At 43.2% G+C, this 19,184-nt stretch carries 14 protein-coding genes and 5 tRNA genes; 5 read left to right on the forward strand and 14 right to left on the reverse strand.

What is annotated here, in order from left to right:
* Position 1: 1 nt before the first annotated feature.
* The 4 genes from FTV08_RS03095 (at position 2) to FTV08_RS03110 (ending at position 5,299) form a co-directional block, all read left to right on the forward strand.
* The gene (locus tag FTV08_RS03095; RefSeq protein ID WP_180086645.1) at positions 2–1,843 is read left to right on the forward strand and encodes an extracellular solute-binding protein; all 1,842 of its coding nucleotides are present in this window, start codon (positions 2–4) and stop codon (positions 1,841–1,843) included.
* A 24-nt stretch (positions 1,844–1,867) separates the two neighbouring features.
* Entirely contained in the window at positions 1,868–2,914 is a 1,047-nt protein-coding gene (yejB, locus tag FTV08_RS03100; protein WP_180086647.1) for a microcin C ABC transporter permease YejB, read from the forward strand.
* Positions 2,914–3,924, forward strand: coding sequence for an ABC transporter permease (locus FTV08_RS03105; RefSeq protein WP_180086649.1), 1,011 nt, complete (start codon positions 2,914–2,916; stop codon positions 3,922–3,924). Before yejB ends, FTV08_RS03105 begins: the two co-directional genes overlap by 1 nt.
* Positions 3,925–4,054: 130 nt before the next feature.
* A complete protein-coding gene (locus tag FTV08_RS03110) occupies positions 4,055–5,299 on the forward strand; it encodes an NADH:flavin oxidoreductase/NADH oxidase family protein (protein ID WP_180086651.1) in 1,245 nt (414 codons plus the stop codon).
* A gap of 66 nt (positions 5,300–5,365) precedes the next feature.
* On the opposite strand, the gene FTV08_RS03115 is transcribed toward FTV08_RS03110, so the two are convergent.
* The 13 genes from FTV08_RS03115 to pyrC all read right to left on the reverse strand — a co-directional run bounded on the left by FTV08_RS03115 (position 5,366) and on the right by pyrC (position 16,140).
* On the reverse strand, positions 5,366–6,787 hold the full coding sequence (locus FTV08_RS03115; RefSeq protein ID WP_180086653.1) for an iron-containing redox enzyme family protein: 1,422 nt from the start codon (positions 6,785–6,787) through the stop codon (positions 5,366–5,368).
* Positions 6,788–7,094: 307 nt separating this feature from the next.
* A tRNA-Glu gene (locus tag FTV08_RS03120) sits at positions 7,095–7,170 on the reverse strand.
* 46 nt (positions 7,171–7,216) lie between these two features.
* Positions 7,217–7,292: transfer RNA gene (locus FTV08_RS03125), tRNA-Glu, on the reverse strand.
* Positions 7,293–7,316: 24 nt separating this feature from the next.
* A tRNA-Glu gene (locus FTV08_RS03130) sits at positions 7,317–7,392 on the reverse strand.
* A 131-nt stretch (positions 7,393–7,523) separates the two neighbouring features.
* The gene (locus tag FTV08_RS03135; RefSeq protein ID WP_180086655.1) at positions 7,524–8,435 is read right to left on the reverse strand and encodes an alpha/beta fold hydrolase; all 912 of its coding nucleotides are present in this window, start codon (positions 8,433–8,435) and stop codon (positions 7,524–7,526) included.
* 245 nt (positions 8,436–8,680) lie between these two features.
* Positions 8,681–9,574: an alpha/beta fold hydrolase gene (locus FTV08_RS03140; RefSeq protein WP_180086657.1), complete on the reverse strand. Its 894-nt coding sequence runs from the start codon at positions 9,572–9,574 to the stop codon at positions 8,681–8,683.
* 82 nt (positions 9,575–9,656) lie between these two features.
* Complete coding sequence (locus FTV08_RS03145; protein ID WP_005107442.1) at positions 9,657–11,069, reverse strand: amino acid permease; 1,413 nt, start codon at positions 11,067–11,069, stop codon at positions 9,657–9,659.
* A 114-nt stretch (positions 11,070–11,183) separates the two neighbouring features.
* Positions 11,184–11,259 (reverse strand) — tRNA-Glu (locus tag FTV08_RS03150).
* A gap of 177 nt (positions 11,260–11,436) precedes the next feature.
* Positions 11,437–11,595 carry a hypothetical protein gene (locus FTV08_RS03155; protein ID WP_004646377.1) on the reverse strand — a complete coding sequence of 53 codons (159 nt, stop codon included), beginning with the start codon at positions 11,593–11,595 and terminating at the stop codon, positions 11,437–11,439.
* A gap of 81 nt (positions 11,596–11,676) precedes the next feature.
* Positions 11,677–14,202: a TonB-dependent siderophore receptor gene (locus FTV08_RS03160; protein WP_180086659.1), complete on the reverse strand. Its 2,526-nt coding sequence runs from the start codon at positions 14,200–14,202 to the stop codon at positions 11,677–11,679.
* Positions 14,203–14,365: 163 nt separating this feature from the next.
* Positions 14,366–14,441: transfer RNA gene (locus FTV08_RS03165), tRNA-Glu, on the reverse strand.
* Positions 14,442–14,461: 20 nt separating this feature from the next.
* On the reverse strand, positions 14,462–15,121 hold the full coding sequence (gene rnt, locus FTV08_RS03170; RefSeq protein WP_004279557.1) for a ribonuclease T: 660 nt from the start codon (positions 15,119–15,121) through the stop codon (positions 14,462–14,464).
* Positions 15,106–16,140 (reverse strand): dihydroorotase, encoded by a 1,035-nt coding sequence (pyrC, locus tag FTV08_RS03175; RefSeq protein ID WP_180086660.1) that lies wholly within the window; start codon positions 16,138–16,140, stop codon positions 15,106–15,108. Before pyrC ends, rnt begins: the two co-directional genes overlap by 16 nt.
* A gap of 152 nt (positions 16,141–16,292) precedes the next feature.
* On the opposite strand from pyrC, the gene FTV08_RS03180 reads away from it, so the two are divergent.
* Complete coding sequence (locus FTV08_RS03180; protein ID WP_071851843.1) at positions 16,293–17,564, forward strand: GGDEF domain-containing protein; 1,272 nt, start codon at positions 16,293–16,295, stop codon at positions 17,562–17,564.
* Between the two features lie 84 nt (positions 17,565–17,648).
* Here the strand turns inward: FTV08_RS03180 and argG are convergent, their stop codons facing one another.
* A complete protein-coding gene (gene argG / locus FTV08_RS03185; RefSeq protein WP_004279561.1) occupies positions 17,649–18,989 on the reverse strand; it encodes an argininosuccinate synthase in 1,341 nt (446 codons plus the stop codon).
* Positions 18,990–19,184: the final 195 nt, after the last annotated feature.

The following is a 19,184-nucleotide window of genomic DNA, read 5'->3' on the forward strand; positions in this document are numbered from 1 at the left end:
CATGAGATTCGCGCATTTATTTAAAACTTTCAGGTTGATCTGGCTAGCCCCGCTGCTCGTAAGTAGCAGTTGGGCAGCTCTGATCACCACCCCATATATTGCACTACATAGCCAGCCGAAATATGCCCAGGCCAAATCCCTGCCTTATGCCAATCCGCAAGCACCGAAAGGCGGTACGCTGATTCTGGCAGCTGATGGCAGTTTCGATAATTTGAACAGCATGAATGGCAAGGGCAATGTCACTGAGGGGGGCAACTATATTTTTGACAGTTTGCTGTCCAAGTCACTGGATGAGCCCGGTGTGTACTATCCTTTGCTGGCGGAAAAAGTCAGTTTTGACCCCAAGAAAACTGCCTTTATTATTTTTCATTTAAATCCCAAAGCACGGTTTAGCAATGGCCAGCCGGTGACTGCACAAGATGTCAAATACAGTTTTGAGTTGTTTCAGACCCAGTCCAATTTTGGCCTGCAAATGTATCTAGCTGATTTAAACCGGCTGGAAGTCCTGTCACCTTTACAGGTCAAAATGCATTTTAAATCCGGACATAATCCGGAAATGGCGATGATTGTCGCGCAGATGCCCATTTATTCTAAACAGGAATGGCAAAAACGTAATTTTAAAGAATTGACGCTGAAACCGATGCTGGGTTCAGGGCCTTATGTCATTGAACACATAGATGCTGGACGTAGTATTAGCTACAAACGCAATCCCCGATACTGGGGCAAAGACTTGATGGTCAATCGCGGGCGTTATAATTTTGACCGGATCAAGTATCGTTATTATCGTAGTCCTGAAATCAAGTTTGAAGCTTTCAAGTCGGGCCAATTTACCTTGCATGAGGAAAAACAGGTCAACCGCTGGGTGAAAGACTACCAGTTTCCCGCCGTTCGGCAAGGACAGGTGCAGCGTTACCGCTTTCAGCATCACAACCCGATTCCGACTCAGAGTCTAATATTCAATACCCGCCGCCAGCCTTTTACCGATATCCGTTTCCGCCAAGCCTTGAGTTTTGCCTATGACTTTGAATGGCTGAATAAAGCCATGTTCTATGGTGAATATCAGCGCCTGAACAGCTTTTTTTCCAATAGCGAGCTTGCATCTCATGGACGGCCAGGCATTCAAGAACTGCACATTTTAAAACCCCATTTAAAGCAGCTTGATCCGGTTCAACGTCAGGCTGTATTGCAGGACTGGAAATATCCTCAGTCAGATGCCTCCGGTTTTAACCGGAACAATCTGTTAAAAGCCCGTCAATTGCTATTAAAGGCAGGCTATCGTTATCAACAGGGGAAGTTGATTAATGCTTCGGGTCAACCGGTACAAATTGAGTTCCTGTTGCATCAGGCGGAGCAACAGCGTGATCTGATGCCATATCTGCGTCATTTAAAACGCTTGGGCATTCAGGCCAGCATTCGTATGGTAGAAACCGCGCAATATTATGAACGGCTGCGGAATTATCAGTTTGATATGATGGTTGATACCATGCCGCAATCCCTGACACCGGGGCAGGAGCAGAAACAGTTCTGGGGCACTCAGGCCGCCACGCAGCCAGGTAATTATAATTATGCCGGCATTCGAAATCCGGCCATTGATGCTGTCATTCAGCAGGTGACTCAGGCTCAAAACCGTGAACAGCTGGTGAATAGTACCCGAGCATTAGACCGTTTACTGCGTGCAGGCTATTATCATATTCTGACTTATGGTACGGGCGAATACTGGTATGCTTACTGGAATATGTATCAGCAGCCGCAACGAAAACCTAAACTCTCCGCCGGGATTGATTACTGGTGGGTCGATGCGGCAAATGCCAGACATGTGGCTGATTATTTCAAACAGCATTAAGCTCCAAGCCTATCAGGGAGTGCCATGAGCACTTATATTCTCAAACGTCTGTTGCTGATGATTCCAACCTTGCTGATCATTTTGCTGATCAATTTCATGGTGATCCAGCTGGCACCCGGTGGTCCGGTGGAGCAGGCGATTTATCAGGCGCAACAGGTCAATGGTTTGGCGCATACCGGATTGCAGTATCAGGGAAAGCAAGGCCTCACACCGGAGATGCTTGAGCAGATTAATATCCAGTACGGCTTTGACCAGCCGCTGCATATTCGATTTTGGGAAATGCTAACGCGTTATGCGCAGTTTGATCTGGGGCAGAGTTTTTTCAAAGACAAACCTGTGACTGAACTCATCTGGGAAAAATTGCCAGTATCGCTTTCTTTAGGCCTGTGGAGTACCTTGCTGATTTATCTGGTCTCCATTCCTTTAGGGATTAGAAAAGCCCGAAAACATGGCAGTCTGTTTGATCAGACTACCTCTCTAGTGTTGGCAGTAGGCTATGCCATTCCAGCCTTTATTTTTGCCATTTTAATCATTGTATTTTTTGCTGGTGGGTCTTATCTGCACTGGTTTCCCTTGCAGGGAATTCGCTCTGAAAATTTTGCTGAACTCTCATTCTTTGCGAAAATTCAGGATTATTTCTGGCATATGGCCTTGCCGCTGTTGGCCATGGTGCTTGGCGGATTTGCCAGTTTGACCTATCTGGTCAAATTTTCCTTTGTAGAAGAGCTGACTAAGCAATATGTCTTGGCTGCGCGGGCCAAAGGTTTAACTGAACATGCAGTGCTGTATCGGCATGTATTCCGGAATGCCATTTTAGTGCTTATCGCAGGTTTGCCTGAAGTTCTGATCGGGGTGTTTTTTGTGGGAAACCTGTTTATCGAGATTATCTTTAATCTGGATGGCTTGGGTGTTTTAGGCTTTGAGGCAATTATCCAGCGTGACTATCCGGTGATTTTTGGTACTTTGTTTATTTTCACCTTGCTCGGTCTGATACTGCGTTTACTCAGCGATTTGCTCTATCAACTGATTGATCCAAGAATTCATTTCAGTTCACGTCGAGGATCACAATAATGTCTTCCTTGATGCAAGTACGCTGGCAACGTTTTAAGCAGCATAAGCTGGGCTTTAGCTGCTTCATTATTTTCAGTGCTATTTTCATCATTTCCTTGGGTGCAGAACTGATTGCTAACGATAAACCCTTGCTGGTGAAATATGATCATGCTTTTTATCTGCCCATCCTGAAATCCTATCCGGAAACCACTTTTGGTGGGGTATTTGAGACAGAAGCAGAATATAAAGATCCTGCCGTACAGCAACTGATTGCAGAAAAAGGCTGGGCGATCTGGCCCATCATTCCGTTTTCCTATCAAACGCCAAATTTTGAACTGGCTGAACCGGTGCCATCGCCCCCGAGTGCGCAAAACTGGCTGGGAACAGATGATCAGGGCCGTGATGTTCTGGCACGGATTCTATATGGTTTAAGGATTTCATTACTGTTTGGTTTTGCTCTGACTTTATTGTCTGCGGTGCTGGGAATTTTAGCAGGGGCAATTCAGGGTTATTATGGTGGATGGATTGACCTGATCGGGCAACGCATACTCGAAGTCTGGAGCGGTTTACCGATGCTGTTTATGGTGATGGTACTGGTCAGTCTGTTTACCCCGAGTATTTACTGGCTATTTCTGATCATGCTGTTATTTGGCTGGACCATACTGGTGAGTATGGTGCGCGCTGAGTTTTTGCGCGCCAGAAATCTGGAATACGTCTGGGCAGCAAGAAGTATTGGGGCCGGGGATGGACGGATCATGTTCAAACATATTCTCCCCAATGTGATAGGTTCTAGCCTGTCACAGTTACCTTTTATGCTAACCGCCAATATTACTGCACTAACAGCGCTGGATTTTTTAGGGTATGGTTTGCCACCCGAGTCGGCATCCCTAGGGGAACTCTTGCTTCAGGCCAAAAACAACTTAAATGCACCGTGGCTGGCATTGTCGGGATTCTTTAGTTTGGCAATTGTACTGAGTTTGCTAATCTATATGGGAGAAGCGGTACGGGATGCTTTTGATCCAAGAAACTAAATCACAAAAATCTTTAACCTTGAAAAAATAAGCAGATAAAAATTGTGTAAATTTGACAAGACCGATTGTCAATTGTTCTGGCTTACGTTATAAACGAGTACAAAATAAAAGTAACGTATCAGGACAGATCATGACTCAATTGGCCGATTCTATTCAAATTCGCAATACCACTTTTAAAAACCGTATCATTAAAGGTGCCATGAGTGAAGCACTGGCCAATGATGCCGGCCAGCCCAATCAGGCACATTTCAAGTTGTATGAAGCATGGGCCGAAGGTGGCTTGGGTTGTGCTATTACGGGTAATGTCATGGTGGATTATCGTGCCAAGAATGAACCGGGCGTCGTAGTGGTAGAAACAGAACGCGATCTGGCACAGCTTAAAGTCTGGGCCGACGTAGGCAAACAACATGGCATGGTACAACTGGTCCAGTTATCACATCCGGGGCGTCAATGTCCGAAAGGTTTGAATCGGGAAACTGTAGCACCATCGGCAGTGCCATTTAGTCCGGCACTGGCTGTTAGCTTTGGTACCCCACGGGAACTGCGTGAAGATGAAATCCTGGATATTATCCAGCGCTTTGCCACTTCGGCTGCCATTTGTGAAAAAGCAGGATTTGAGGGGGTGCAGTTGCATGGGGCACATGGTTATCTGATTAGCCAGTTTCTGTCACCGCTGACCAATAAGCGTCAGGATCAATGGGGTGGTAGTATTGAGAATCGTACCCGTTTCTTGCTGCAAACCTATCAGGCTGTTCGTGCTGCGACTTCGGAAAATTTTATTATTTCAGTCAAGCTGAATTCAGCTGATTTCCAGCGCGGTGGTATTAGCGAAGAAGATGTCATTTATGTCTTTAAGGCGATGGACACTGCAGGCATTGATATCATTGAAGTGTCAGGTGGTAGCTATGAAGCACCTGCGATGGCCGGCGTGAAAGCAGACAAGCGCAAGGCCTCGACCATTGCCCGTGAAGCCTATTTCCTCGATTTTGCCGAAAAAATCCGTCAGGAAGTGAAGTGCCATATCATGGTCACTGGTGGATTCCGAACAGTTGAAGGCATGAATGCCGCGCTCGACAGTGGTGCCTGTGATTTTGTCGGGATTGCACGTCCCTTTGCGGTAGAACCTGACTTGGGTAATCGTCTGGTTGCGGGGCAGGATGTACGTTATGCGGTTGAGAAAATTAAAACCGGTATTCCAATGGTCGACAAAATGGCGATTATGGAAATCATCTGGTATGCCGCGCAGTTTAAGGAAATTGCCAAAGGCAAGCAGCCTAATCCGAAACTGTCACCACTAAAAGTCTTTTTGCAGTATCTGAAAGGCAATGTCAAAGCGGTGATCAAGGGACAATTAAACTCGCGAAAATCGGCTTAATTTATATTAAAAAAAACCGGACACTGCAAATGTCCGGTTTTTTAATTTCTGGCATTTAGGAGTGCTTTAGGAATAATGCATCGCTTGGGTCTGAAAAGGAAATAATAACTGACTTAACTGACGAGTCGCCCATAAGCCTATTTCGGTATGATGCATATGCGGTGTAGTATAAGGAATCAGTAAATCAATTTTCTGTTCAGCACCCTCACAGCGCATGAAGCGGCTTTTTAACTGATTTAAGCGCTGCTGGTCCATACGGCTCATTGCAGGTTCAATTTTTGCTTGTGATGGGGCTGCACTACGTGAGGACAGGCGAGTTGCCAAGCCTGCACCCTGAATCCAGTCTTTAATAATCTGTTTTTCGGTCGCATTAAAGACCCCAAACATTTTACCTTCCGGATGATCGATCATTTTCCAGAAGCGACTTTGTTCTACTGGCGCATCTTTCACGATCCAGCCTTTTTCAATCATCACCTGCAAAAACTCGCTAATCTGGGCAGGATCGGATAACCAATCATTGATGGTCTTGCCACTAAACTGACATTTCTGATTATGAATATATTGACCAATCAGCGCTTTATTCTGAAAAACTTTTAAAGCCATCTGCCCAATATCCAGTTCCTTAATAATCTGAGAAGAACTTTTGCCGACGTCATTCAGGACATAGCCTTTTTTAATCAGATCCAGATAAGCTTGTGGATCTTCAGTATGATTAAAATGCTGGATAAATGCTTGCAGGGATTTCTGCGCATGACCATTGTGAGCATTATCAATAGTAATGTGTACATTGAAATAATGCGGATCGATACCCAGTTCAGCCAGTTCATAATTGGTGATTAACAGATGCAGCGGTAACTGTTCATAACCGAGATTAAAGCCAATCACCAAAGGTAGATATTTGGCCGGGGCATAAGCCAGTGCGAGCTGTACGGCAGCCTGTTCGTAGTAACTGTCATCTAAATGCTCGGCATAACTGTTCAGCTCATAATGACTCAACAGGTCCTGATACATGGTGACATGATTGGCACGCGGATGCCCTAAACCAAGCTCTTCGAGATAGATGTAAATCAAATCTTTTAGCTCGGGCTGATTACAGTTTGGCACGGTCGAATATAACCAGGCACCATCGACCAGTTTGACCGGTGCAACTTTCGCCAGGAATTCGAAAGCATGAGAAACCGTTGGAAAATATTCCCGAGGCTGCTGCTGTTTCCGGCGATTGACATAGGTTTGGAAAGTCGCACAAACCTGATGATGGTGTTCTAAAAGATGCTGTTCAATCTGTGCGGGTTGATCCAACCATCCGAGGGTATCAATATTTAAATTTTTAATCAGATCGCTCAAATAAGAGTCGGCTTTTTCGGTTTTGGTATATGTCGAAATTTCAGTATCTTGAAAAAAGTCGACCCAATCCTTAAAGCTTTTAATTTGATAATTATGATTTTTATTTGGCGATAAAGGTAAACTTAGCTCTGTGCTGACGAACATAATCTGATCCTTGCAGATTTCTCTTGATTTACCTTAACGTGCCCTCTAAAAGCAGGGTGTTGAATTTTTGTTCTAATTTATTGGTGTATTGCTTTAAATGAAAATGAACGGATATTTCTATGCATAGAAATGTTAAAACAATACAAATTGTAAAATTAAGAATGGGATGGCAGCCGAAAGAGTGAGGGGGGAATTTGAACAAATGATAAAAACTAGGTTTAAAGATTCGAGAAATAAAATTTGCAAGATAAAAAAAGCCCGAGTCGCAATGCTCGGGCTTTTTGTTGAGATGTTGCCATCTCGAATATGGCGTCCCTACGGGGATTCGAACCCCGGTTACCGCCGTGAAAGGGCGATGTCCTAGGCCTCTAGACGATAGGGACAGTACAGAAGATAAATTTTAAAACCGCTACTTTTAGCTTGAAGTAATGGCGTCCCTACGGGGATTCGAACCCCGGTTACCGCCGTGAAAGGGCGATGTCCTAGGCCTCTAGACGATAGGGACTTAATAAAATGTACTTCTGAAAATTGGCGTCCCTACGGGGATTCGAACCCCGGTTACCGCCGTGAAAGGGCGATGTCCTAGGCCTCTAGACGATAGGGACGTTTCAGAGGTGGGCGTATAATAGGGTGAAAACAGGGGGGTGTCAAACGCATTTCCATAAAAAAAATGATTTTCTGGATTGAGTGCGTAAATTTAAAACAATCTTGTGGAAATACTTGAAAATTACATGGTTTAAGCCGGATTTTTAAGCAATTCCAGAATTGCTTCTACCACCTGCGGATGCAGTAAATAACCGGTAATATCATGCGGACGGTGAATATGCGTACGAATGCCGTGGTTAATAATGGCGGGTTGAAGCTGAAATGGCGGTTGTGTCAGAGGAAAGGCGGTAAGAAAATCATCAGTTGAATAAAAATTTATCCAGTCGCCTGTAATTGCAGCAGGTCGTACAATGGGTTGCGGTAAATGTGACTGGATCACCTGAAAGGCTAATGGCGATCCTAAAGTAATAAAACGCTGTACGTTCAGTTCAGGATGCTGAATAAGATAATTATAGGCAATCACACTGCCCAGAGAATGAGCAATCACAATACAAGGTTTGCGACCATTCAATTGCCGGGCAATCCGCTCATGAACTTCCTTCATGAAAGCAGGATTGTCGAGATACAGATAGGTTTCAATCAGAAATTTCTGAAGCAGGCTCCGATGCAGACTGGGAAAATAATTCAGCAATAATACAAAGTCTCGCAGTGCAACATTTTTGCTTAGCGTGGTAATAAATTTGAATTTCTGTTTGAAATCTATCGGCTCATTCAGATGAAGCTGAGGAAGATCTGAAATCACGGGCTTGCGCCAGCCAAGACGTGGAACTGGTGCAGGAAGCTGAGGATGGACAGGTTGACGGAAACGAAAGCTGGGCCATTGCTGGGGCATCAAGGTTCCAGCATTCAGGATGTTGCGAACGTTATAGTGTGAAAGCAAGTCTCCATAAAATGGAATGTGAATGTGACGTCGTAAATAACTGAATCTGGCATCATGACGGTGTTTGCGAATGCCTTTTTGAAGTATATGCAGCCAGCGCTGGCGAATCGATGCAGCACTGTGATGTTGCTGGTTCATTCCATGAATAAAAATAACTTTCATCGATACCTCACGGAGGTCGATCTATATATTCACAGTATAGAGAAAATTGCGGCAAGCCAAGCTGCACTTTTTGTGGCGTTAATGTTTAAATTATCTTCGATAAAACAATCATTAACAGACATTTGTATATTTATAAAAAAGGCAGAAAAAGCAGTGAATTGGTAGGTTCGGATGAAAGATTATACTGAATAGAAGAAGAATATGAATGGAACGGTAAAAGTTGAATTTAGAGTTTGGCGTGAGTCTTAGAGTAATTCCAGGAGCGCTTTAATGACGTCTGGATGCTGAATATAACCATCAATATCATGCGGATGATAGATGGAGGTATGAATCTCCTGATTAATAATCGCTGGCTGAAACTGGAAGGGTGGTTCTGATAATGGAAAGGCAGTCAGAAAGTCATCGTTACAATAGAAATTTATCCAATCGCCTGAAATTGCAGCAGGCCGTACAATTGGTTGCGGCAGATGAGCCTGGATCACCCGAAATGCCAACGGTGATCCGAGAGTAATAAAACGCTTGATATTCAGCTCCGGATGCTGGATCAAATAATTATAGGCAATCACGCTGCCGAGTGAGTGAGCCACCAGAATCTGTGGTCTGCTGCTATAGAGTTGATTATGAATGCGGCAGTGAACTTCATGCATAAAATGTGGGTTGGCCAAATAAAGATAACTTTCTAGCAAAAATTTATGCAAAAAGCTGGCATGTAAGCTGGGAAAGTAATTGATGAGTACCGCAAAATCCCGCAAAGCAATATCTTTGCTTAATGCTGTGATGAACTTTAGTTTTTGATTGAAATTCAGGACATCATCAATATTCGACTGCGGGACGTCACAAATTTGATAGGTGCATTGGTCTGGTGGCGATGCCGGTTGCAGCTGTGCGGGATGTAAAAAAGGGAAATGCGGCCACTGTTGCGGCATCAGGGTGCTGGCATTCAAGACGTTATGAAAATGATGCCGAGAAAGTAAATCGCCATAAAAAGGGATACGGATATGCCGTTTTAAATAAGTAAACCGAGCTTGCTGTTGTGGGTTTTTCCGAAGGCCTGTTTTGAAGAGATGCAGCCAATGTTGACGTAATGAAGTAGCCGTATACTGTTGCTTGTTCATGCCGTGAATAAACACAATTTTCATCGACGCACCCTTAAGGCTGCCCACTATGGTTATAGTATAGATAAAAAAAGAGCGGCCGGAGCCGCTCTTTTAAAACTGATGATTAAGACTTGTTGTGATAAAAAGCATAATAACTTGCATAACACGCTGCAATAAATAACAGACAGCCTACGAAGCTGATACGCATTGATGGATCAAAGACCATACTGATACAGGTAATAAAACAGAACACAAAGCCCAGGATTGGCACAATCGGGAACAATGGTGCAGCAAAGCCCAGTTCTTTGGCCGTATGACCCTGTTTATACCATTGACGACGGAAGTTGAACTGGCTTAAGCAGATACTCATCCAGACCACCACCATGGTAAATGCCGCAACGCCCAGCAAGTTGGTAAAGATCGTCTCTGGCGCAAACTGTTCAGACAATAAACCTGGCAATGCACCTAGCATGGTCACCATGACTGCAATATACGGTACACCGCGAGCATTCAGTCTTGAGAATACGGCAGGTAACTGTTTGCTATATGATAATGACCACATCATGCGTGAAGCAGCAAACAGGCCCGAGTTAGCAGCAGACAACAACGCAGTGATAATCACAAAACGGATGATGTCTTCAGCATAAGGAATACCAATATGCTGGAATACGGTTACGAATGGACTGCTGCTTACACCTTCAGCAGCTAAGCCTGCTTCCTGATGCGGAAGTAAGGCTGTTACCACAATGATCGTACCTACAAAGAAAATTAATAAGCGGAAAATCGCAGTGTTAATCGCTTTAGGAACATTTTTCGCAGGATCTTCAGTTTCACCGGCAGCCACACCAATCAGCTCGGTACCAGAGAAGGCGAAGTTAACGATCAGCATCGTAGCAAAAATCGGGAACAGGCCTTCAGGGAACCAGCCCTGTGCCGTCAGATTGGTAAATAAAGGCGCAGCTTCATAGCCTTGATAGCCCAGAACACCAAAGATGGCCAATAGACCTAAAAGAATAAAAGCAACAACCGTGACTACTTTTACCAGTGCCAGCCAGAATTCGGATTCGGCAAACCAGCGGGTAGAAATCATATTTAGACTAAATACGAATACACCAAAGATAATGGTCCATAACCACATAGAAATGTCCGGGAACCATTCCTGCATCAGCAAGGCCGCTGCAGTAAATTCAGTTCCAAGAGTGACCGACCATGTCAGCCAGTATAACCAGGTGATGGTATAGCCTGTGCCTGGTCCAATATAACGTTTGGCATAAGCACCAAATGAACCAGATTCTGGCATATGAACGGCAAGTTCGCCCAAACATAGCATCACCATGTACGCGATAATACCGCCCAGGAGATAAGCGAGAATGGCACCTACAGGCCCCGTTTGTGCAATGACTTCACCCGACCCTAAGAATAGGCCTGTTCCGATTGCGCCACCAAGCGAAATCATGACCAGATGTCGAGTACTCATAGCGCGTTTTAAAGGCGCAGAATTGCCCTGATGCGTAGCATCATTCGGAGATGAGTGCATAGGAAATAAGAAATACTTCAAAGGAATGAAGCGAGCTATTGTAGTGAAAAACTACAAATCTGCAATCGAATAATGGTAATTTCGAATAAGGTCTGATCGTATGAGATCAATAGATGGCGTCCCTACGGGGATTCGAACCCCGGTTACCGCCGTGAAAGGGCGATGTCCTAGGCCTCTAGACGATAGGGACGTTGCGAGGTGATGCGTATATTAAGGATTAAGCCGGGGTTTGTCAAAAGGGTTTTTGCTAAAATTCATTTAATAGTTTAAACATTAGGCAAAACAAAAACTTTATTTTATTAAGATGTTATTTTCTGAACAGATTTCAGGACTATAAAAAATAAATATTTGAAAAGATCACTAAAACTTAGTGATCTGGAGTTTGATATTGCTCAGGCTGAGAGTTTTCAGCTGGGGTTGATACTGTCTCAGTCTCCGCAGTGTTGTCATCATCACGGTTGACGATATAGAGATATAGCGCGGATGGGGCTAAAATCAGTAAAACCAGTAAGATCTTTTTTAACATGATACAAAGGCAAAATATGAAATCGCATTAATTATAGCCTAAGCAAATTAAAAAGAGCAGCAGCATGTACCTATTCAGGCTCTAGAATTTAAAAGTAACATCCGCAATAAATTGGCGGCCGATTTCAGTCATCACACGTGGTCTATCATTTGAGATCGAGCCTGTTGTATAGGTATTCACGCGGTTGGTGACGTTGTTAATGGTTAAACCAAAAATTGCCCTTAAATCTTTTGAAATTTCCCAATCATAGGTGGTGCGCATATCCCATGTAAATTTGGGTTTAATTTCAGAGGCTAAATAGGTGTCAAGCAGTTCACCTTCATATTCGACTTTGTCATTTTTATCGGAGACTGCAACCATATCATCGTAACTGTCTTTATAGCTAAAGAAGTTTGAAATACGTACAGGCAGTGTATCGAATGTAATGTCCCAATTTACTCGTGCGGTCCATGGTTGGTTAAAGTTTGGGGCAGGGCGGTCTGACCAACGGATAATTTGACCATCATAAGAGACCCATTCATCTTGAGTGGCTTGATCATAGGCTGAAGTGTAATCTACATAACTGCGGAAGATTTCACTGTAGTCAAACCCCAAAGCAAATAAATGTTGGCTAGTTCCCAGTGCGATCGGTTGACGATTTTTAAGGGTTAAGGTGTAGATGTCAGCTTTGCCACTTCCATCATTGTTATATTTGTAGAAAAATTTTGATCCATCTAAAGGAGTAACTTTAGTTTTTGATATTTCATCCTGATATTTACGATTGACCCATTTTAGCCCTAGATCCCAATTCTGGATTTGTGTATTCAGGCCTAAAACAGTCTCGTCACTGAAAGGCGTATTGAGCGCTGAACTACGCGCACCGCTGGATAGTGCAGTTTGTGTTTCTACCCAAGGTGCATGTGGGTTTTCACGTGACAGTTTGTAGAACAAATCATTTTGAATTTCGTTTAGCTCTGTACCTAAAGTTTGCTGACCATAGTAGCGATTCCACCCAGCGGATAAATGCAATTGATCATTACTAAAGGGTTTGTAAGAGAGACGGCTACGAGGAGCAATATTGATATTACTACTTAAAGAGTCATAATCAGCGCGAACACCAAGGCGTGTTGAAATTTGATCATTCCATTGAATATTGTCTTCAATAAATATATTTAGGCGATCTTGCTGGGCTTGAATATCACCAGCTTTGTACAGAGTGCCACCAGCGATATATTGTCCATTCCAACCATTTATCGTTAGTTTATCATCACAATATGGGTCACTTTGAAGGCAGGTAGTATCTTTGCCAAGTTCTTTTAAGTTGATCTTTGTCGCGAGTAAAACATCCTCGGCTCGTTTCCACTCAACATGAGCATGGCTATAACCCGCACCTAGAGTCATGTTGTGTTGGGATTGACCAACTTTAAATGGGTCTATATTGGCTTGTAGGTCGTAAGAGAGAGCGTCTTGGAGTTGTTTGATTTCTCCCATGATGGCGCCCTCTCGAACAACATCGGTATTATTCCAATCTTTACTTCCTTCGGCATAGTACCAATGCATACTGTAGTTATTGTCAGCAATACGTTGTGTCGCCGAGTTTTGGAAATTAAGTTTATGTACGAGAGTACCTAGATTGAATTGGTGTTCGAGTTCAGAGAACAGAGTAAGTGTTTCTGTCTCAGTAGTACTACCTGAATCACGATTGCTGTCCACATAACTTAAGCTATCGAGCAAACCATAATCGAAACCAAACTTCGCTTTGGTTGAGGCGTTTGGTGTATAAAATAATGTTGCACCAAGATTTGAATTATGTCGTGCTTGATCAATTGTTTTAGGTGTTTCAAAGCCACTTTTGACTGGGATGATAGACTCTCGTTGAGAAGCATAAGCATTAAAGCCCCAATCATTCGAGAGCTTCCCATAAATATTGGTGCTTAGACCTTGTTTGGTATATTCCTTTTGGTAGTCATCTGTAGGTTCTTCAAATTTACTTTCTTCTAAAGGTGAAATTGAGTTGTAGCGAGCCCAATCGCTTTCAGTGTAATCGTAAGTGATAGAACCGTGAATTTTACCTATCTCTGTTTGCGGTGCGCATATTTTAGCATTTATAACACCACCTGTGAATTGACCATAAGCGGCAGACACATTGCTATCTAATACTTTAAGCTCACAAAGTAGGTCAGTGTTCACTGCCATAGCTTGTGCGCCAGTCCCAATATCTTGAAACGTATTTGTGTTTGAATTTGCTGGATTAATAAGTAGGTTGTTGGAAACACCATTCACAATGAAATTGTTTTGGAAGGTTTGTGCACCATTAATTGAGATTTCGGCAGGTTTAATTTCACCTTGAGAACCTGCTGCAAGTTGTGACTGACTAAACTGCACATTCGGATTCACTTTTAAAAAATCGGTAATGTTCTTTGAGCTATTTGGCGTACTTTCTAAATCTTCTTTTGAATAAACTGTTTTTCCCACTTCATTTGCTTGCTGAGCTTCGATAATAATCGTGCTGAACTTAACCGTAGCTTCCTTGAGGATGGATTCTTGATAATTTGATTCTTCTGCAAAACTAGATGTTGATAAAGCTGTTAGAACCGCAATAGAAAGTGGGGAATAAGCAAAACGCATGAGAAGGGTTAAATCTGCGAAAGATAATGGAAGTGATTATCATTAACTTGGAGTAGGTAATCAATAGTAATGAGAATTATTTTCATTAATTAATTGATAAAAGTGTAGGACTTGAGCAGCTTAAGATGCTGATCAAAGAAATATAAAGAAGAGAAAAAATAGATGGCGTCCCTACGGGGATTCGAACCCCGGTTACCGCCGTGAAAGGGCGATGTCCTAGGCCTCTAGACGATAGGGACGTTTAGAAGATGGCGGTATCTTATTGATCCGCCACCAGAGTGTCAAGCAGGTGAGGTGCGAGTTTGTTTAAAATATAGCAAAACAGTTCAGCGGTCTTCTGCGTATCATATAATGCAGAATGGGCTTCTTTACCATCAAACTCGATTCCAGCTTGGATACAGGACTTCGCCAGTACAGTCTGACCAAACATCACCGCACTTAAAGTCACTGTATCGAAGACAGAAAAACTATGAAACGGGTTCTGGTTTTTGGTCCCGGTACGGGCAATCGCGGCCTGAAGAAAACCTAAATCGAAATGTGCATTGTGTCCGACTAAAACTGCATGGGTACAATTTTGCTGGCGACGCACTTCATTCACCGATTTAAAAATGCGCTTGAGTGCAGTTTTCTCATCTTCGGCCATGGCGATTCGCATTGGATTAGAAGGATCGATCCCAATAAACTCCAGCGAACGTCGGTCGAGGTTTGCCCCTTCGAAAGGATTGATATGTGCATGGTAAGCTTGACCCGGCACAAATTGACCCTCCTCATTATAAACAATCGGAATGGCCGCAATTTCCAGCAATGCATCAGTCTGCGCATTAAAACCTGCAGTCTCGACATCGACAACTACAGGTAAGAATCCACGAAAACGTTGACCAATGATTGGGAGCGTTTCATTTGTCACACTTTTCTCCATTGAATGGTTTTACCAGCATACAGTGGGATAATCTGTTCACCATTCAGATAGTCTAAACTTTCAGGGATTACTTGATCTTCTTTAACCAGGGTAATGGTATTGGTATTACGTGGCAGGCCATAGAAGTCTGCACCAAAATGGCTGGCAAAACCTTCCAGGCGTTCAATTTTACCCACCTGATCAAATGCCTGAGCATACAGCTCAATGGCAGTCGGCGCACTATAACATCCTGCACAGCCACACGCATTTTCTTTTGCATTTTTTGAATGCGGCGCGCTATCTGTTCCCAGGAAAAATTTAGGATTACCGCTGGTTGCGACTTCCAGCAAAGTTTGCTGATGCGTTTGACGTTTTAAAATTGGCAAGCAGTAGAAATGCGGCTTGATCCCACCAACCAGCATGTCATTGCGGTTAAACAATAAATGTTGCGGCGTAATGGTTGCAGCGACATTACGGTCTTGCTCAAGTACAAAGTTTGCTGCTTCGCTGGTGGTGATGTGTTCGAGCACCAGTTTCAGCTTGGGAAATTGTCTGAGTAAGGGAGCCAGCACTTCATCCAGGAAACGCTTTTCACGGTCAAAAATATCGACATGATTATGCGTCACTTCACCATGTAGCAATAAAGGCACTTGGTGTTCTTCAAGCTGTTCAATTACGCCGTAGACTTTGCTCATATCGCTCACACCACTATCGGAGTTGGTGGTCGCACCCGCAGGATAGAGCTTGATGGCATTGACATGCGCAGATTCTTTGATCTTTTTAACTTCGCTTGCCGGGGTGTTGTCAGTGAAATACAGCACCATACGCGGGTCGAAATTTACCCCTTCAGGCACATGTGCCATGATACGTTCACGGTAGGCATTGGCTTCTTCGACAGTTTTAACGGGTGGCACCAGATTTGGCATGCAAATGGCGCGAGAAAACTGCTTGGCTAAATCGGGAACGGTACGTTGAAGTGCTAAACCATCACGCAGGTGAACGTGCCAATCATCTGGCTGGAGAATCGTAATCGTATTCAAGGCAAATTCAGTCGAACAAATAAAACAAATGATAATCCATCTATAGTAAAAATGGTAACGAGAAAGCGCTACAAAATAAGGGATATGTATAAATTAATTTTAAAAAGTATGTTATTTTAAAATTAATAAAAAAATTACATAAATACTTGGCAATGGAATACAAGTACAATCTAGCGAAATTGCAAGATGATAAAGAAGACATAGAACAACTGATTACACGGCAAAGCCAGCGTGTAGGCCCGGTCTTCCCACAAAATCTGGAACAAGAATTCTGGACCAAAAATCTGGAACGCGCCCGTAAACATGTCGAAAAATATGTCTGGGCTGGAGTACTAGCCTATTTCCTTTTTTTAGTGGTAATGATTCCTACAGATTACTGGAGTATCAGCAAAGAATATTTCGTACATGATTTTGTCCTGTGTATGCTGGGCCTGCTCAATGGTGGCATGTCATTAATCATTTTTTATATATTCTCCTGTTTACCCAAGATCAAGCGCTTTTTTCCGCAGGCTTCGATGCTGTTGGTGTTCTGGATACAGGTGTCAATTTCATGCATTACCATGTCGATTAAAACTGATGCCTTGCAGCATCAGTCCATGGCCATAGTCACGATCGTGTATATCCTGGGTTATATTCTGACCGGTATTAGACCGATTCAGATGCTGGTCACCGGATTACTCGCTGCGGCAACTACTATTCTTGTATTGTTTAGCCTTTCAGTTGAATTTAATCCTATGGTTTTTGGCCGGATTTTAATTGGAAGTTGCTTGCTGGGTTATGTGATTAGCCATATGATTTTTGCCCGTGAACGTGTGATATTTCTCTATAGCATTCGCGCCAGAATCAGTGAGCAGATCCAGCGTATCCATACCAACGAATTATTACATTTGAGTCAGTACGATGAGCTGACCAAGATTTCCAATCGACGGACTTTTGATGAGACGCTGCAAGTCCATTTCGAACGTGCACATCGTGAAGAAACGGCATTGGCAATTCTGTTTATCGATGTAGATTTCTTTAAAAATTACAACGATTTTTATGGGCATCAGAAAGGTGATGATGTCATTTCGACTATTGCCAAAACCATCAAAAATGCGATCCGTCATATGGACTTTGTCGCGCGTTATGGCGGGGAAGAGTTTGTGGTGCTCTTGCCAGAAACGGATGCACATGGTGCTTATGCAGTGGCTTCAAATATTTTTAAGGCGATTGATCGTCTGGAAATTCCACATGAAAAATCCTCGGTTGCGAAACATATCACCATCAGTTTAGGCATTACCGTCTATCGTGGTGAAGATGATATTGATAAAGACGCCTTATTGGGAATCGCGGATCAGGCGCTATATCGTGCCAAACAGCTTGGACGCAACCAGATTTATTATCAGTCCATTCGTTCAGTCAATTCAGATATCGCAAATGGTTAGAGATTATTACAATCAATAAACGAACCCTCAATAAAAAACCGCTCATCAGGAGCGGTTTTTTAAGAAACTAAAAAGGACTAAAACTTAGTTTTTGTCTTTTAGTTGTGGCACTGCAGATGCTGAACCAACTGCCAATAAACCAGTCTCTGTATAGATGCCCAGTTTCGCACGAGTATCCGTGATATCCAGGTTACGCATGGTCAACTGACCAATACGATCCATCGGCGAGAACATAGAATCACCTTTCTCCATAGTCAAACGCTCAGCTTCATAAGTGAGGTTCGGAGATTCAGTATTCATAATGGTGTAGTCATTACCACGACGCAATTCGATCGTTACAGTACCGGTAACTGCTTTAGCAACCCAACGCTGTGCAGTTTCACGCAGCATAAGCGCTTGAGAATCGAACCAGCGACCTTGGTAAAGCAAACGACCTAAACGTAGACCGTTAATACGGTATTGTTCAATCGTATCTTCGTTATGAATACCCGTTACCAGACGCTCATAAGCGATGTGAAGCAGCGCCATACCCGGAGCTTCATAGATACCGCGAGATTTCGCTTCGATGATCCGGTTTTCGATTTGATCCGACATGCCTAGACCGTGACGGCCACCGATGCGGTTCGCTTCAAGAATAAATTCAACTGGATCTTCAATGCGTTGACCGTTGATAGCAACCGGGAAGCCTTCTTCAAAAGTAATCGATACTTCTTCAGCTTTTACTTCTACGTCATCTTTCCAGAACGCAACGCCCATGATTGGCTCAACGATTTTGATGCCTGCATTCAGGTATTCAAGATCTTTAGCTTCGTGCGTCGCACCCAGCATGTTTGAGTCAGTTGAATAAGCTTTTTCTTTTGACATTTTATAGTCAAAACCATTGTCGATCAGGAACTGTGACATTTCTGCACGTCCGCCCAGCTCGTCAATGAAAGTTTGGTCTAACCAAGGCTTGTAGATTTTAAGCGCAGGATTGGTCAATAAACCATAACGGTAGAAACGTTCAATGTCGTTGCCTTTATAAGTTGAACCGTCACCCCAGATGTTAACGTCATCTTCTTTCATGGCAGTAACCAGCATGGTGCCTGTTACTGCACGACCCAATGGCGTCGTGTTGAAATAAGGCATACCACCTGTAGAAATATGGAACGCGCCACATTGAATTGCAGCAATACCTTCTAATGCAAGCTGTAAACGGCAGTCGATTAAACGTGCTTTTACTGCGCCATAAGCTTCAGCTTTTTTTGGAATCGCATCGTAATCGTCTTCGTCTGGCTGACCCAGGTTTGCTGTGTAAGCATAAGGTTCAGCGCCTTTTTGTTTCATCCACAAAAGAGCAGCAGAAGTATCTAGACCACCAGAGAAGGCAATACCAACTTTTTTACCTACTGGGACATTCTGCAAGATAGTTGCATTATCAGACATTGTTCATCCTAATGATATGAAATAGGCACGCCAGAATTGGTGGCCTGAAAAAATACATATTGCATCAATTGTATCATTAATTTATTTAGGTTTGCTTTAGAAAAGAAAAACTCGTTTTAAAATCTCTATTCAATAGGCTTAAATAATCATAAATCGCACGATTTTAACCAGAATCCTGCTGAAAAAGTAAAAAAT

It is taken from the genome of Acinetobacter sp. YH12226, from assembly GCF_013417805.1.
Taxonomy (GTDB): domain Bacteria; phylum Pseudomonadota; class Gammaproteobacteria; order Pseudomonadales; family Moraxellaceae; genus Acinetobacter.

Coding starts and splice junctions, on each gene's coding strand:
- FTV08_RS03145 (WP_005107442.1), bottom strand. CDS start 11,069: ATGCACTCATCTCCGAATGATGCTACGCATCAGGGCAATTCTGCGCCT.
- yejB (WP_180086647.1), top strand. CDS start 1,868: ATGAGCACTTATATTCTCAAACGTCTGTTGCTGATGATTCCAACCTTG.
- FTV08_RS03160 (WP_180086659.1), bottom strand. CDS start 14,202: ATGCGTTTTGCTTATTCCCCACTTTCTATTGCGGTTCTAACAGCTTTA.
- FTV08_RS03180 (WP_071851843.1), top strand. CDS start 16,293: ATGGAATACAAGTACAATCTAGCGAAATTGCAAGATGATAAAGAAGAC.
- FTV08_RS03155 (WP_004646377.1), bottom strand. CDS start 11,595: ATGTTAAAAAAGATCTTACTGGTTTTACTGATTTTAGCCCCATCCGCG.
- FTV08_RS03105 (WP_180086649.1), top strand. CDS start 2,914: ATGTCTTCCTTGATGCAAGTACGCTGGCAACGTTTTAAGCAGCATAAG.
- argG (WP_004279561.1), bottom strand. CDS start 18,989: ATGTCTGATAATGCAACTATCTTGCAGAATGTCCCAGTAGGTAAAAAA.
- FTV08_RS03135 (WP_180086655.1), bottom strand. CDS start 8,435: ATGAAAGTTATTTTTATTCATGGAATGAACCAGCAACATCACAGTGCT.
- FTV08_RS03115 (WP_180086653.1), bottom strand. CDS start 6,787: ATGTTCGTCAGCACAGAGCTAAGTTTACCTTTATCGCCAAATAAAAAT.
- FTV08_RS03140 (WP_180086657.1), bottom strand. CDS start 9,574: ATGAAAATTGTGTTTATTCACGGCATGAACAAGCAACAGTATACGGCT.
- FTV08_RS03095 (WP_180086645.1), top strand. CDS start 2: ATGAGATTCGCGCATTTATTTAAAACTTTCAGGTTGATCTGGCTAGCC.
- rnt (WP_004279557.1), bottom strand. CDS start 15,121: ATGGAGAAAAGTGTGACAAATGAAACGCTCCCAATCATTGGTCAACGT.
- FTV08_RS03110 (WP_180086651.1), top strand. CDS start 4,055: ATGACTCAATTGGCCGATTCTATTCAAATTCGCAATACCACTTTTAAA.